This is a genomic window from Kitasatospora sp. SolWspMP-SS2h, assembly GCF_003259315.1.
Lineage (GTDB): Bacteria > Actinomycetota > Actinomycetes > Streptomycetales > Streptomycetaceae > Kitasatospora > Kitasatospora fiedleri.
In genome coordinates this window covers 400,177-413,947 of sequence record NZ_QLLT01000002.1, presented here as the reverse complement: position 1 = coordinate 413,947, position 13,771 = coordinate 400,177, and the positions used below count along the sequence as shown (strand labels likewise).

Sequence of the window (13,771 nt, the reverse complement as noted above, 5' to 3'; positions counted from 1 at the left end):
CAGGGCACCGGCGGCCCCGTCGCCACCCAGTCGGTGTTCGCCGCCTCCTTCCAGGTCAAGTCCACCGTCACCACCGGCGCCCCCGTCATCACCGTCAAGCCCAACAGCGCCGCCCCCGAACCCGCCCCCGCCGCCGGCACCCTCCAGGACGTCACCGTCGCCCTGAGCGGCAACGCCGCCACCGTCACCTCCCGCACCCCCCGCGTCTCCACCGGCCGCCCCGAACTCACCGAGGCCGCCATCGTCGTCTCCGGCGGCCGCGGCGTCGGCGCCGCCGACGGCTTCTCCGTCGTCGAGGACCTCGCCGACGCCCTCGGCGCCGCCGTCGGCGCCTCCCGCGCCGCCGTCGACGCCGGCTGGTACCCCCACAGCAGCCAGGTCGGCCAGACCGGCAAGCAGGTCTCCCCCCAGCTCTACGTCGCCGCCGGCATCTCCGGCGCCATCCAGCACCGCGCCGGCATGCAGACCAGCAAGACCATCGTCGCCGTCAACAAGGACCCCGAAGCCCCCATCTTCGAACTCGTCGACTACGGCGTCATCGGAGACCTCTTCACCGTCCTCCCCCAACTCACCGACCAGGTCAAGACGGGCTGACGCCCCGTCGTCCACCTCGCTCAGCCCGAAGGGCGCGACCACTCCGGTCGCGCCCTTCGGCGTTCCCCGCCGCCCACGACGGGCCGGCCCCCGGCCCCGGCCGACTATGATCGTCCGCCCACCACCGGAACGAGGGGGACCCATGCCGCAGACCGCACCGCCGGCCACCACTTTCGACGCCAACGAGCGCACCGCCTGGGCCGGGCACGGCGCCGTCTACGCCGCCTCGTTCGGCCGGCTCTGCGCCCGCCCCGTGGAGCGGCTCCTCGACGCGGCGGGCGTGTCCGCGCGGGACCGGGTGCTGGATGTTGGGACGGGGCCGGGCACCGCCGCCGCGGCGGCGGTGGCCCGTGGCGCCCTGGTCACCGCCGTCGACGCCGAACCGAGCATGCTCGCACTCGTCCGCCGCGACGTTCCGCAGGCCCGGGTCGAACTCGCCACCCTCCCCGAACTATCCTTCACGGACGGCGAGTTCGACGCGGTGGTGGCCAACTTCGTGCTCAACCACGTCGGTCGGCCGCTGCTCGCGCTCGCCGAACTGCGGCGCGTGCTGCGCCCGGGCGGGCGGCTCGCCCTGACGATCTGGTCGGGCAGCCCGGCCCCGGGCCAGACGCTGATCCCGCGCGCCCTGCAGGCGGCCGGCGCGGCCCGCCCGGCGCACCTCGGGCCGCTCGACCCGGCCGACGACTTCGACCGCACCCCGGACGGCCTGGCCGGGCTGCTCACCGGCGCCGGACTGCGCGACGCCCACGGCCGCACCGTCGACTTCGACCACGCCACCACCCTGGACGAGTGGTGGAGCGGCCCGGCGGCCGGTGTCGCCACTATCGGGCTGACCCTGCTCGCCCAGCCGCCCGCCGTCCGGGACGCGGCCCGCCGCCACTACGAGCGGCTCGCCGAGGAGTACCGCACCGGTCCGGCGGCCCTGGACGCCCTGCTGCTTCCGCACCGCGCCCTGCTGGCCTCCGCCGTCCGCTGAACCGCGCCGACCTGCTGCCTTACCACTCGCGGGGGTCGACCAGCTCCTCCAGGTCGGCCTCCGGGAAGCCGTACGCCCGGGCGAGGTGGTCGAAGTCCGCGGCGATCGCCTCGCGCGCGACGGTCTCGATCTCGCTGCCGGCCTGGTGGAACTCCTCCGCCAGCAGGTTGAACTGCTCCGTCGCGGCGTGCGTCAGCTCGTACAACTCGTCGAGCCCGCGCGGCGGTCGGCCCTCGATCCGCTCGCACAGCGCGTGCAGGATGTCGCCGCCCTTGGCCACCAGGTGCGCCGGGTAGTACCCGTCCCCGCGCATCGGGCCCAGGAACTCGTACCCCGCCATCCGCTCGTTGGTGATCGCCACGCCGCCGCTCCGTCCGCTGGGGAATCCTCCCGGCCGATGATGCCTCCGGCCACTGACAGTCCCCGGCGGTCAGCGGTCCCCGGCCGGGTCGCGCAGCAGGTCGTCGACGCTCCGGCGCGGGGTGGCCGCTCCGGGCGGGCCGTAGCCGACCCGCAGCACCACCTGGACGGTGCCGAAGCCGCTGTCCGGGTCGCACAACCGCCGGCGGGTGTCCGGGAGTTCGACGGCCTGGTGGAGCACCGAGACCCGCAGCCCCCGGGCGGTGGCCACCAGCCACACCCGCTCCAGCGCCTGCCCGGCCCGCAGCCAGTCCGCCGCCGTGTCGCCCCGGGTGGCGAGGGTCGCCACCTGCGGCAGCGCCTCGAAGCGCTGCGTGTGCACGGGCCCGCGCCCGGCGAAGTTCCGTACGGGGACCCGGGCTTCGTGGTCCTGCGGCCCGAGCGCCCGCTCCGGGATGCCGTCCGCGGCGCCGCTCGCGGGAGCTCGGCCCGCGGGCTCCGCACGCAGCCAACCACCCGTCTCCGCCCGGCGGGCGGCGTCCCCGGCGATCCGGGCCTCGGCCTCCGCGGTCAGCGCCAGCACCCGGCGCGCGCCGGACTCCTCCAGCACGTCCAGCACGGCGTCCTCGTCGGCGGCGGCCCCGATGAGTTCGCCGATCACCGCCTCGGGCACGTCCCGGTTCCCGAACGGCTCACGGCTGGAGTGTCGTTGGCCGACCGCCCCGGCCAACTCGGCCAACTCGAACGGCTCCTGGGGCGCGCCGCGCGGGCCGAAGCGCACCACCGCCACCGGCTCGTCCGGCCCGTCCGGCCCGGCATCAAATCCAACTCCTCGACCGGCAGCCCGAGTCGGGCGGCCGCTACCCGCAGGTTGAACAGCGCCGCCCCGACCGACAGCAGCATCGCCCGCCCGTCCGGGTCGGCCAGCGGCACCGCCCGGGCGGGGTCGGCGAACACCAGCACCCCGGGGCCGTCCGCGGTCGGCCGGAACCGCCACGGCTGCGTGTTGTGCAGCGAGGGCGCGGCTCCGGCCGCGGCGACCAGTTCCCGCAGTTCGGCCGGGCTCGGCCCGCCCAGCACCCCGTCCACCGTTCCCGCCATCGGCTCGGTCATCGCGGATCACTCCTCGCCGCATCCTCGTCGGGTCGCACGCTTGTCGTGTCTTGAGCCTGCGCCCGCCCCGCCCCGCCCGGTAGGGCCCAAAGGCCCGGGCCCGGCGACCTCCGACCCGGCCGGCCACCCGCGTCCGCCGCCCCGCGCACCGACTCCGCCGCCCCGTCCGCGGTGGTGCCGACGCCGCCGCCGCCGCTGACGTACGGTACAGATCATGGAATTCCGTCACCTGGGCCGCAGCGGCCTGATCATCAGCGAGATCGCGTACGGGAACTGGCTCACCCACGGCTCGCAGGTCGAGGAGGACACCGCGGCCGCCTGCATCCGGGCCGCCCTCGACGCGGGCATCACCACCTTCGACACCGCCGACGTCTACGCCGAGACCCGCGCCGAGTCGGTCCTCGGACGGGCCCTCAAGGGCGAGCGCCGCGAGGGGCTGGAGGTGCTCACCAAGGTGTTCTGGCCGACCGGCCCCGGCCGCAACGACCGGGGGCTGGGCCGCAAGCACGTCCTGGAGTCGATCGACGGCTCGCTGCGCCGCCTGCAGACCGACTACGTGGACGTCTACCAGGCCCACCGCTACGACCCCTCCACCCCGCTGGAGGAGACCATGGAGGCGTTCGCCGACGTGGTCCGCTCCGGCAAGGCGCTGTACATCGGCGTCTCCGAGTGGACGGCCGAGCAGATCCGGGCCGGTCACGCGCTGGCCCGCGAGCTGCGCGTCCCGCTGGTCTCCAGCCAGCCGCAGTACAGCGCGCTGTGGCGCGTCATCGAGGGTGAAGTGGTGCCCACCTGCGAGGAGTTGGGCATCGGCCAGGTGGTCTGGTCGCCGATCGCGCAGGGCGTGCTGACCGGCAAGTACCAGCCCGGGGCGGAGCCGCCGGCGGGCTCCCGGGCCACCGACGAGAAGGGCGGCGCGAACTTCGTCTCCCGCTGGCTGCGGCCCGAGGTCCTGGAGCGCGTCCAGCTGCTGCACCCGCTGGCCGCGGAGGCCGGGCTGTCGCTCGCCCAGCTCGCCGTCGCCTGGGTGCTGCAGAACCCGAACGTCTCGGCCGCGATCATCGGCGCCTCCCGGCCCGAGCAGGTCACCGAGAACGTCAAGGCCGCCGGCGTGAAGCTGGAGCCTGCGCTGCTCGCCCGGATGGACGAGATCCTGGCCCCGGTCGCCGAGTTCGACCCGGCCCGGACCGCGGAGAACGCCCCCAAGGCCCGCCCCTGAGCCCCACCGGCGCGCCGGGCGCCTGAACGCACGGACGCCTGAACGCACGGGTACCTGAACGCGCAGGCACCTGAACGCACGAACGCCTGAACCCAACCGGCGCACCGCGCCCGCGGGCGGCCACCGCGACACCCCGGTGGCCGCCCGCGGCCCGCTACTCCCCGCCGCCCTCCGTCGGCCCCGGCACCCCCGGAGGTGTCGGGGCCGCGGGCGCCCCCGTCGCCCCCGGCACCTCCGACGTCTCCGACGTCTCCGGCACCTCCTGCTGCGCCCAGATGGTCTTGCCGTGCCGGGCGAACCTGGTCCCCCAGCGCTGCGCCAGCTGCCCGATGATGAACAGCCCCCGGCCGCCCTCGTCGGTGGACTTGGCGCGCCGCAGGTGCGGGGTGCTGTCCGAGCTGTCCGACACCTCGCAGATCAGGCCCCGGTCGTTGATCAGCCGCAGCCGGATCGGCGACTTCCCGTACCGGATCGCGTTGGTCACCAGTTCGCTGACGATCAGGCCGGTGGCGAACTCCAGCTCCTCCAACCCCCAGGCGGCGAGCTGGTGTTCGGCCAGTCGCCGGGCGGTGCGCACCACCGCCGGGTCCTCCGGCAGGGTCCACACCGCGACCTTGTCCTCGGGCAGCTCCAGGGTGCGCACCAGCAGCAGCACGGCGTCCTCGCGCTGGCGCTCGGGCAGCAGCGCGTACACCGCCTGGTCGCACAGCTGCGCCAGTTCCTCCTCCCCTGCCCGGGCCAGCACCCGTTGCAGCACCGCCCGCCGGCCCTCCCCCGGCCCGGCCGGCAGCGTCTCGTCCAGGCCGCCGCGCTCCGCGCTGCGCCGCGGCGGGCCGGACATCAGCCCGTTGGTGTACAGCGCCAGGACGCTGCCGACCGGCAGTTCCGCGGCGCGCATCTCGTAGCAGTTGTCGCCGCAGCCCAGCGGCAGCCCGGGTTCGACCGGGAACGGCACCGGTACGCCGTCGGGGCCGACCACGACCGGCCCGGGGTGTCCGGCGGAGGCGGCCGTGCAGGTCCGGGCGATCGGGTCGTAGACCAGGTACAGGCAGGAGGCCAGGCCGTCCGGCAGGGTGCTCGCGCCGGCCGGGAGGCTGCCGCGCTGCTCGTCGGTCAGCACCCGGGCCGCGTCGTCCAGCCGGACCAGCAGTTCGTCGGGCGGCAGGTCCTGGACTGCCAGCGTGCGCAGCGCGGTGCGGATCTGGCCCATCAGGGCGGCGGCCTCGATGCCGGTGCCGGTGACCGAGCCGATCGCCAGGCCGACCCGGGCGGCGGACAGCGGCACCACGTCGTACCAGTCCCCGCCCGGGCCGACCACGCCCGGCAGGTAGACGTGGGCGCTGCGCACGGCGCTGAGCTCCACCGGTTCGCGGGGCAGCAGTTGGCGTTGCAGCGTGGTGGCGATCGACCGTTCCCGGGCGTAGCTGCGGGCCTTGTCGATGGCGACCGCGCCGCGCGAGGCCAGTTCGACGGCCAGTTCCAGGTCGTCCTGGTCGAAGGGTTCGGGCCGCCGGTGCCGGTACAGCGCCAGCACGCCCAGGACGGCGTCGTGCACCACCAGCGGCGCGACGATCATCGAGTGCACGCCGAGCCCGGTCAGCCGCCGCCCCCGCTCGGGGTCGGCGGCCAGCCACTCCTCCTCCCCGCCCAGCCCGCGGATCAGCCGGGCCCGCCCGTCCTCCAGGGTCCGGCTGTACGGGGTCGGCGCCCCGTACGTGGACAGTGCGCCGTGCGGGACGGGGCCCGCCGAGGGTCCGGCGGGGCCGGTGCCGCGCACCGAGCGGTAGGCGGCCCGGCGCAGTGGCGCGCCGGGGTCGATCGGGCCGGGGCGCAGCGGCAGTCCGCGCAGTGGTTCGTCGAGCAGGTCGACGGTGGCGGAGTCGGCGAAGCGGGGGACGGCGACTTCGGCGAGTTCCTGGGCGGAGCCGATGGCGTCGAGGGAGACGCCGAGGCGGCGGTGCGCGCTGTGCAGGATGTCGAGCCGGTCGAGGGCGCACTGCCGTTCGGTGACGTCCTCGACGGAGGCGACCAGGTAGCGGCGGCCGGTGTCGGAGACGATCCGGAAGAGGGAGACCGCGCCGACCATCTCGTGTCCGGGGTCGGCGGGCATCCGGCCGCGCACCAGGTGTTCGCGGACGTAGCTGCCGTCCTGGAGGGCCTGCCGGGCGAGCACCTCCAGTTCGACGCGGTCGAAGCCGGGGGCGAACTCGGCGGGGCGGTGTCCGACGATGTCGGTGCTCGCCATGTCGCGCACGCCGCGGGCGGCGCTGTTGTAGCGGATCACCCGCAGGTCGTCGTCGAGCAGGTAGAGGCCGATCGGGGCCTGCGCGAACAGCGCGTCGAGCAGGGCCGCGTCGACGTGGTCGCCCTGGCCGCTGCCCGCGGGCCGGGGCACCGCGTCCCCGCCCGCGCCGTCCGCCGGTCCGCTCACGCCGCCGCCCTCTCCGTCGCTGTGCCGGTCGTCCCGGTGGCCGTCCACGCCGTTCCTCCGCATCCCGTCCTGCCCGCCGTTCCCCCGCCGCTCCTCTTCCTCGCCGTTCCTCCGCACCCCGCCCCGCGCGCCGTTCCCCCGCCGCTCCTCCTGCTCGCCGTCGCTCACCGGCCGCCCTCCCGGCCGGGGCCCCTGCTCGCGCCGTCCGCCGCGCGTGCCTGCCGGTCGGGCCGGAAGGCGATCACGGCGATGTCGTCGCGGACGTCGGCGACCTGGGCGACCAGGTGGTCGCAGAAGTCGGCCAGCGGGCGGTGGCGGGCCGCGGCGGCGGTGCGGCAGAGCCGGGCGAGGCCGTCGTTCAGGTGCTCGCCGGGGACTTCGACCAGGCCGTCGGTGTAGAGCAGCAGGGTCTCGCCGGGCCCGACGGGGTGCCGGTGGGTGACCCGGGGCCGGCGCGGGTCCACGCACAGCGGGACGTCGGCGTCCTCGGCGGCCAGCAGCCGGGGCGGTCCGTCGACCGGGACGAGGACGGGCGGCGGGTGTCCGGCGTTGGCCCACTCCATCTCCCAGCCGCCGTCGGCGCCGTGCCGCACCAGCCGGGCGTGCACCGCGGTGGCGAAGCTGCCGACGCCCAACCCCTCGGCGGCGGTGTCGAGTTCGCGCAGGGTGTCGGCGGGGGTGTGGGCGTGGCCGCGGGTGTAGGCGATGGAGCGCAGCATGGCGCGCAGCTGGCCCATGGTGGTGGCGGCGGCGAGGTCGTGGCCGGCCACGTCGCCGATGGTGACGGCGAACGAGCCGTCGGGCAGCGCGAAGGCGTCGTACCAGTCGCCGCCGACCTCGGCGTTGCGGCTGCCGGGCTGGTAGCGGGCGGCGACGGCGGCGCCGCCGAGCCGGGGCGGCGTGGTGAGCAGGGCGCGTTGCAGGACGACGGCGGCGTGCCGGGCGCGTTGCAGGGCGAGGGCCTGGCGCAGCGGGGCCTGGGCGCGTTGCAGGACTTCGTGCTGGAGGTCGATGTCGGCGGGTCCGGGCGGGGGCGCGCCCTCGCAGCCTGCGGTGGCGGCGAGGGCGACGACGGCGCCGTCGACGACGATGGGCAGCAGGGTGAGGCTGGTGGCGCGGGCGGCGGACAGCCAGCGGGCGGATATCTCGGGGACGGCTCCGCCGGGGACCGCGCCGTCGGTGAGGTCGAGCAGGGCGGGGGTGCGGTCGGTGACGGCTTGGCGGGCCCGGGCGCCGAGGGTGAAGGTCTGCTGGTTGAGCGGGGGCAGCGGGGGCAGTCCGGGGCGGGCGACGGAGGCGATCCGGGTGGCGACGATCTCCTCGCCGGCGGCGTCGGGTGCGGGCAGCAGGTAGACGGCGCACACGTCGGTGAGGTCGGGGACGAGGGTGGCGGCGAGGGCCGCGAAGGCGTCCTCGGCGCGTTCGGCCTCGGTGACGGCGCCGGCCCGGGCGAGCAGCCGTTCGCGCAGGCGTCCGCGCCAGTGGTCCTCGATGTCGCGGGTGGTGCCGATCCACTCGGTGCCGCTGTTCTCGTGCGGGACGGGGACGGCGCGGGAGCGGACGTGCCGGTAGCCGCCGGCGGCGCTGCGGACCCGGAAGGTGTGGTCGAAGACGTGGGGCAGCTCGCGGGCGGCGGCGGCCCAGCGGGCGGCGGTGTCGGCGCGGTCCTGGGGGTGGACGACGTCGAGCCAGCCGTCGTCGGCGGCGGCTTCGGGGAAGGGCTGGCCGGTGATCTCCTCCCAGCCGGGCATGAGTTCGCTGGCGGTGCCGTCGGTGCGGGCGACCCAGACCATCTGGGCGGCGGCGGCCATCAGCGCCTCGTAGCGCCGCAGGGCCTCCAGGCGTTCGGCGGACTGGCGTTCGGCTTCGAGGGCGGAGTGCAGTTCGGCGGTGGTGTCGATGGCGGCGGCGAGGATGCCGGGGCCGTACCGGGTGGCGGCGGGCGAGCAGGAGTAGACGAAGTGGCGGTGGGCGGGTCCGTCGGTGGGGCAGCCGAGGGTGCGGTGGGCGGTGACCTGCCGGGCGGTGCCGTCGGCGAGGACGGCGTCCAGGGTGGCGAGGAAGCGCTCGCTGCCGGGTTCGGTGAAGGCTTCGCGGGCGGGTGCGCCGAGCGGGCGGTCGCCGAACAGTTCGCGGAAGGCGTCGTTGTAGTAGACCATCCGGTGCTCGGGGCCGGCGGTCAGGGCGATCGCGACGACGGCGCGGTCGAACACCTCGGGCGTCAGCTGCGGTTCCGGCACGCCGTGGTCCTCCTCCCGTCCGCCGCTCGGCGGGTTCGTCCGGACCGGTCCGGTCCGTTCTCCGGCCCGGCCGGGCGGTCCCGTCAGCCGTCGGTGTTCAGGCGAGCAGTCTCTGCTTCGCGGCCCGGAACTCCTCCTCGGAGATGGCGCCGCTGTCCTTCAGGTCGGCGAGCCGGGCGAGTTCGTCGACGTGCCGCGGTCCGGTGTCCCGGCCCTCGGTCCCGGCGGCCTTCCTGATGTAGTCCTGGAACTGTCCCTCGGCCTGGGCGGCGACCGCCCGGTCGCGGTGGCCCATGCCCTGGCCGCGGACGATCAGGTAGACCAGGACGCCGAGGTAGGGCAGCACGATCACGAAGATCGTCCAGGCGGCCTTGGCCCAGCCGCCCATGTCGTGGCTGCGGAAGATGTCGGTCAGCACCTTGAACATCAGGAAGAACCACAGGATCCACAGGAACAGCCACAGCATGGTCCAGAACAGGTTGAGCGCCGGGTAGTCGTCCATCGACTGGCTCCCTTCCACAGGTCCTACGAGTGGTATCACCACATTTCGGGCACCGCACGTCGGCGGCCGGCCGCCGCGCAGCCCGCCGCGGGCCGGGCGAGGATGTGAGCGGGTGCCGGGTCCGGCGCCGCGGCGGGCGCGGGAGGCGCGGATGGACGGCGGGCGGGCGGTGCGCACGGGGCCGGACGGCGGCGGGGTGCCGCTGGAGCGCTTGACGGCGCTGCTGGAGCGGCTGACCCGGATGCTGCTGGCGGCGAGCGGCGAGGGCGCCTCGGAGGTCGAGCGGACGGTGGCGCGGGTCGCGGCGGGTTTCGGCGCCCGGAGCGCGATGGTGCTGGTGCCGGACGGCGCGACGCTGACCGTGTCGCTGGACGGCCGCAGCTCGACGGTCGCGGTGCGGGCCTTCCCGGACGTCGCCCGGCTCGACAGGGTCGCCGCGCTCAAGCCGTGGGCGCACCGGGCCGCCCTGGGCCGCACCCCCCTCGCGGAGGCCGAGCGGGGGCTGGCGGCGATCGACGGCGCGCCCGCCCCGTACCCGTGGTGGCTCAGGGGCCTGGGGATCGCGCTGTTCACGGTGGGCTTCGCACCGCTGATGCAGCCGACCTGGTACGAGATCGGCAGCAGTGCGCTGCTGGGCCTGGTCACGGCGGTGCTGGCGGTGGCGGCGGGGCGGTGGCCGCGGCTGTCGCGGGTGCTGCCGCTGGTCGCGGCGGCGGCCGTGTCGGTGCTGGTGCTGGAGGTGTTCGCCCGGACCCCGGCGCACGGCGGGGCGGTGCTGCTGATGCTCCCGGCGCTGTTCTACTTCGTCCCCGGCGACCTGCTGTCGGCCGCCGCCGCCGAGCTGGCCGCCGGGTTCCTCACCACGGGCGCGGTGCGCCTGGTGTACGCGGTGTTCCTGCTGCTGCAGCTGTACCTGGGCGTGATGCTCGGCGTGTACGCGACCGGCAGGGACACCTCGGCGCTGTTCGACGTGGCGGCCCGCGCCGACCTGCCGCGCTGGGCGGTGTTCCTGTCCTGGGTGGTGTTCACCGTCGGCACGGTGCTGGCGTTCGCGGCGCCGTGGCGGCTGCTGCCGGTCCTGCTGGGCACGGTGTACCTGACGGTGGCGGTGCAGTCGGGGGCGACGAAGCTGGTCGGCGAGGTGGGCGGGACGTTCGTGGCCGCCGTGGCGCTGGGGGCGCTGGCCACGGCGGTGGCGCACCGGCCGGACCGGCCGCCGCGGCTGCTGCTGGCGCTGCCCGGGTTCTTCACCCTGACGGTCGGCTCGCTGGGCATGCGCGGCCTGACCAGCCTGGCCGGCGGCCATCCCGTGCGGGGCTTCCACGACCTGCTGTCGATGGTCACCACGGTGGTGGCGATCGCCGTCGGCTTGCTGCTCGGCGCGGTACTCGCCGAGCGCCCGCAGCCGCTGCCCTGAGCCGGCCGGCCCGGGCCCCGGCCCGTTCCCCCGCCCTCGGACCGTCCGGCTACCCGGCCGCCGCGAGCCCGCGGTCCGTCCCGCTGCCGTGGCAGGGCAGGTCGAGCGCGGCCGGGTCCATCGCGGGCAGCCACTGGCCGCTCTTGCGCAGCACGGGCGTCAGCACGATCTCCGGCCGGCCGTCCTCGCCGGGCCGCACCAGGGCGTCGTAGCGGACCGGGCGGTGGGCGGCGGTGGCGGGCGTGGGCCGTTCGTCGCGGTGGGCGCGGGCCTGCGCGTCGAGGGCCAGGTAGGCGTGGTGGAGGTGCGCCTCCCAGCCGGGCAGGTGGTACGGGTCGGCGGGGACGAGGTAGCGGGCGCCGCGGTCGGTCAGCAGGGCGACCAGGCGGTCGACGGCCTCGGTGCGGCGCAGGTCGGGCGGGAGCAGGTCGAGTGCTTCGGCGAGCGGGCGGGTGACGCGCAGCAGTGCCTCGTTGAAGTCGAGGCCGTGCTCGCCCTCGGCCTGGACGAGCAGGGCGCGCTGTTCGCCGGTGAGGTGGAGCCGGCAGGGGTGGGCGCCGCCCTCGGCGAGCAGGTCGGGTCGGCCGTGCCAGTGGACGGGGGTGTCGCCGAGGCGGGCCCACTGCGGCCAGTGGAGCTCGCCGCCGGGGCCCGCGACGGCGTGCCCGAGGTGGTGGTCGCCGACGGTGAGGACCTCGATCCGGGCGCCGACCACCCGGGCGGGTTCGGGGTGGTGGACCAGCCGCCGCCCGTCCCAGTCCAGGCCGCCGGTGTGCGCGCCGACGGGCGCGGTGGCGGCGAGGGTGAGCGGGCCGTGCGGGTGGGCCTCGTGCATGTGGGAGACCGTGACGGGGACCAGGACGGCCGCGCGGAGCACGGCCTGCCGATCGGGGAACGGCCTGGGCTGGACCGTTCCGGTGGTGGGGTGCTCCGTCATGCGCTGTGCCCTTCCCGCGCCCGCACGGCGCGCGACCCGGCGGGTGCCGGCTCGTCGGCCGGCCACCCCGCGGTGTGTCCCGTCAGGCCCGGTCCGGTCGATCTGGTCGGATCGGCGCGCGGCGTCGGAGGCCCGGCGGCCCGGCCGCCCGCGCGGCCAGGGGGACAGCGTACGGGGCGGCGGGCGGTTGGGGAACGCGGGCGGGGCGGGCGGTGGTGAATCGTGACCGCCCGCAACGCCGGTGCGGTCAGCGGTCGTTGGGCGCGATCCGCCAGGCGAGCAGGACGACCAGGAAGGACGCGGCGCTGAACCCGGTGCACCACCAGGCGGTGGCCGTCTCGCCGCGCATCCAGGCGTTGGTGGCGGTGCTCAACGCCCACAGCTGGCCGACCACGATGGTGACGGCCAGCGCCAGCCGGGCGGACAGGATCGCCGAGCGCTCGGGCTGCTGGTCGGTGCCCGCGCCGGGGCCGGGGCCGGTCGCGGAGACCCGGGGGTCGGCGTAGCCGGAGGTGGACCGGATCTGCGGGTACCGTTCGCGGACGGGCCGGTTGAGCCGCGGCTCGTCGCTGCCGGGGTGGTAGCCCTCCGGGTAGTGGCCTTCGGGGACGCTCATCCCGCACCTCCACAGGCTGGTTGACGGTCCGTCAGATTACTCCGGGCGGCGGTCATCGGCCGCTCTTGCGGTTCGCGCAGCCGGCCGCCTCGGTGAGGGCCGGGTTGCGCTCGGTCAGGCCGCGGCACAGGCCGGCCTCCTCGTCCTCGCCGGAGCGGGCGGTGCCGATCGCCCACACCGCGCCCTGGGCGTCCTCGACCACCACCACCTTGGGCAGCGGGCGGGGCGGCGGGCCGCCGGTGACCTCGCCGGTGCGGGAGTCGAACTGCCCTTCGTGGCACGGGCAGTAGAGGTCTCCGTCACTGCCGTGGTCGCGCCGCCAGAGCACCCCGCAGGCCAGGTGGGTGCAGACCGTGGAGTAGCCGACCAGGGTGCCGTCGGGCAGCCGGATCGCCATCGCCCGGTCGTCCTCGCCGGGGTAGTCGAAGCTCACCGCCTCGCCGCGCTCCAGCCGGTCGGCGACCTTCAGCGGGGCGGCGGCGCCGTCCCCGTGGCGGTGCAGCACGCCGGCCGAGACGACGGTGGAGCCGACCGCCAGGCCGCCGGAGACGGTGGCGACGATCCGCAGGTAGTCGCGCCGGGTGGTCAGCGAGTCGGCGCTGATCCGGTCCTTGAGCGCGGCCCGTTCGGCCCGGAGGCCGTCGGGGTCGGCGGCGCCGTAGGGGTCCGTGGAGCCCCCGGAGCCGTGCGGCTCGGGGGAGTTGCCGGAGCCGTACGGCTCGGGGGAGTTGCCGGGGCCGGTCACGCCCTCGCTCCGTTCCCGGGCGTGGGGCGCCCGTTGACCTCGATCAGGTTGAGCATGCCGCCGGGGACGGGGGCCCGCCGCTCCCCCGGCACCACCATGGCCACGCCGGTGGAGACCACGGTGTCGCCGAACGCGAACATCGTGGAGACGTCCACGCCGGGCCGCTCGGCCTGCAACTCCTCGACGGTGCCGTAGAACAGGGCGCCGGTGGGGCAGACCGTGGCGCACATCGGCGCCAGGCCGTAGGAGGTGCGGTCGTAGCAGAGGTTGCACTTCATCTGGAGCTTGGCCTCCAGGTCGATCTTGGGCACGCCGAACGGGCAGGCGTTGACGCAGTTCGCGCAGCCGATGCAGCGGGTCGGGTCGGCCTCCTGCACCACGCCGTCGGCGGTGATCAGGATCGCCTCGGCCGGGCAGACCTCGGCGCACGGCGCGACCGGGTCCTCGCAGTGCATGCACACGGTCGGCAGCGCGGCGACGGTGTGGCCCTCGTCCGGGTAGTCCAGGTGGATCATCGACTTGCCGCGGTGCGAGTCGCACTCGCGGCAGGCCGACACGCACGCCTGGCAGCCGATGCAGCGGCCCGGGTCGATGAAGATGGTGCGTCCGAGCATCTCG

The 13,771-nt window shown here is 75.9% G+C and carries 14 protein-coding genes; 4 read left to right on the top strand and 10 right to left on the bottom strand.

Annotated elements, in window-relative coordinates:
* Nucleotides 1–594 (top strand): electron transfer flavoprotein subunit alpha/FixB family protein (locus tag K353_RS04095; RefSeq protein ID WP_146616388.1); only part of this gene is annotated, 594 nt, incomplete at its 5' end.
* Nucleotides 595–736: 142 nt separating this feature from the next.
* Nucleotides 737–1,573, top strand: coding sequence for a class I SAM-dependent methyltransferase (locus K353_RS04090; protein WP_111552153.1), 837 nt, complete (start codon nt 737–739; stop codon nt 1,571–1,573).
* 19 nt (nt 1,574–1,592) lie between these two features.
* Here the strand turns inward: K353_RS04090 and K353_RS04085 are convergent, their stop codons facing one another.
* From K353_RS04085 to K353_RS35180, 3 genes are all read right to left on the bottom strand, one after another.
* Nucleotides 1,593–1,934: a DUF5713 family protein gene (locus K353_RS04085; RefSeq protein ID WP_111552152.1), complete on the bottom strand. Its 342-nt coding sequence runs from the start codon at nt 1,932–1,934 to the stop codon at nt 1,593–1,595.
* 69 nt (nt 1,935–2,003) lie between these two features.
* Nucleotides 2,004–2,606, bottom strand: coding sequence for a hypothetical protein (locus K353_RS35185; protein WP_233533360.1), 603 nt, complete (start codon nt 2,604–2,606; stop codon nt 2,004–2,006).
* A complete protein-coding gene (locus K353_RS35180) occupies nt 2,591–3,046 on the bottom strand; it encodes a hypothetical protein (RefSeq protein WP_233533359.1) in 456 nt (151 codons plus the stop codon). The genes K353_RS35185 and K353_RS35180 overlap by 16 nt, the downstream gene beginning before the upstream one ends.
* A 214-nt stretch (nt 3,047–3,260) precedes the next feature.
* On the opposite strand from K353_RS35180, the gene K353_RS04075 reads away from it, so the two are divergent.
* Nucleotides 3,261–4,265, top strand: a complete 1,005-nt coding sequence (locus tag K353_RS04075; protein ID WP_111552151.1) for an aldo/keto reductase family protein — start codon at nt 3,261–3,263, stop codon at nt 4,263–4,265.
* Between the two features lie 154 nt (nt 4,266–4,419).
* On the opposite strand, the gene K353_RS04070 is transcribed toward K353_RS04075, so the two are convergent.
* The 3 genes from K353_RS04070 to K353_RS04060 all read right to left on the bottom strand — a co-directional run bounded on the left by K353_RS04070 (nt 4,420) and on the right by K353_RS04060 (nt 9,438).
* Nucleotides 4,420–6,864: a SpoIIE family protein phosphatase gene (locus K353_RS04070; RefSeq protein ID WP_305000284.1), complete on the bottom strand. Its 2,445-nt coding sequence runs from the start codon at nt 6,862–6,864 to the stop codon at nt 4,420–4,422.
* Nucleotides 6,861–8,936: a SpoIIE family protein phosphatase gene (locus K353_RS04065; protein WP_111552150.1), complete on the bottom strand. Its 2,076-nt coding sequence runs from the start codon at nt 8,934–8,936 to the stop codon at nt 6,861–6,863. The genes K353_RS04070 and K353_RS04065 overlap by 4 nt, the downstream gene beginning before the upstream one ends.
* A 97-nt stretch (nt 8,937–9,033) precedes the next feature.
* A complete protein-coding gene (locus K353_RS04060; protein WP_111552149.1) occupies nt 9,034–9,438 on the bottom strand; it encodes an SHOCT domain-containing protein in 405 nt (134 codons plus the stop codon).
* 151 nt (nt 9,439–9,589) lie between these two features.
* Between K353_RS04060 and K353_RS04055 the strand changes: the two genes are divergently transcribed.
* Complete coding sequence (locus tag K353_RS04055) at nt 9,590–10,855, top strand: threonine/serine exporter ThrE family protein (protein ID WP_233533347.1); 1,266 nt, start codon at nt 9,590–9,592, stop codon at nt 10,853–10,855.
* Between the two features lie 49 nt (nt 10,856–10,904).
* Here K353_RS04055 and K353_RS04050 read toward each other — a convergent pair whose 3' ends face one another.
* The 4 genes from K353_RS04050 to K353_RS04035 form a co-directional block, all read right to left on the bottom strand.
* Nucleotides 10,905–11,792: a hypothetical protein gene (locus K353_RS04050; RefSeq protein ID WP_111552148.1), complete on the bottom strand. Its 888-nt coding sequence runs from the start codon at nt 11,790–11,792 to the stop codon at nt 10,905–10,907.
* 247 nt (nt 11,793–12,039) lie between these two features.
* Nucleotides 12,040–12,408, bottom strand: coding sequence for a hypothetical protein (locus tag K353_RS04045; RefSeq protein ID WP_111552147.1), 369 nt, complete (start codon nt 12,406–12,408; stop codon nt 12,040–12,042).
* Nucleotides 12,409–12,460: 52 nt separating this feature from the next.
* On the bottom strand, nt 12,461–13,153 hold the full coding sequence (locus K353_RS04040) for a ubiquinol-cytochrome c reductase iron-sulfur subunit (RefSeq protein WP_111552146.1): 693 nt from the start codon (nt 13,151–13,153) through the stop codon (nt 12,461–12,463).
* Nucleotides 13,150–13,767, bottom strand: a complete 618-nt coding sequence (locus tag K353_RS04035; RefSeq protein WP_111552145.1) for a 4Fe-4S dicluster domain-containing protein — start codon at nt 13,765–13,767, stop codon at nt 13,150–13,152. Before K353_RS04035 ends, K353_RS04040 begins: the two co-directional genes overlap by 4 nt.
* Nucleotides 13,768–13,771: the final 4 nt, after the last annotated feature.

Excerpts from the sequence above, each read along its gene's own strand:
- K353_RS04090 (WP_111552153.1), top strand. The coding sequence starts at position 737 with ATGCCGCAGACCGCACCGCCGGCCACCACTTTCGACGCCAACGAGCGC.
- K353_RS04035 (WP_111552145.1), bottom strand. The coding sequence starts at position 13,767 with ATGCTCGGACGCACCATCTTCATCGACCCGGGCCGCTGCATCGGCTGC.
- K353_RS35180 (WP_233533359.1), bottom strand. The coding sequence starts at position 3,046 with ATGACCGAGCCGATGGCGGGAACGGTGGACGGGGTGCTGGGCGGGCCG.
- K353_RS04075 (WP_111552151.1), top strand. The coding sequence starts at position 3,261 with ATGGAATTCCGTCACCTGGGCCGCAGCGGCCTGATCATCAGCGAGATC.
- K353_RS04045 (WP_111552147.1), bottom strand. The coding sequence starts at position 12,408 with ATGAGCGTCCCCGAAGGCCACTACCCGGAGGGCTACCACCCCGGCAGC.
- K353_RS04060 (WP_111552149.1), bottom strand. The coding sequence starts at position 9,438 with ATGGACGACTACCCGGCGCTCAACCTGTTCTGGACCATGCTGTGGCTG.
- K353_RS04055 (WP_233533347.1), top strand. The coding sequence starts at position 9,590 with ATGGACGGCGGGCGGGCGGTGCGCACGGGGCCGGACGGCGGCGGGGTG.
- K353_RS04050 (WP_111552148.1), bottom strand. The coding sequence starts at position 11,792 with ATGACGGAGCACCCCACCACCGGAACGGTCCAGCCCAGGCCGTTCCCC.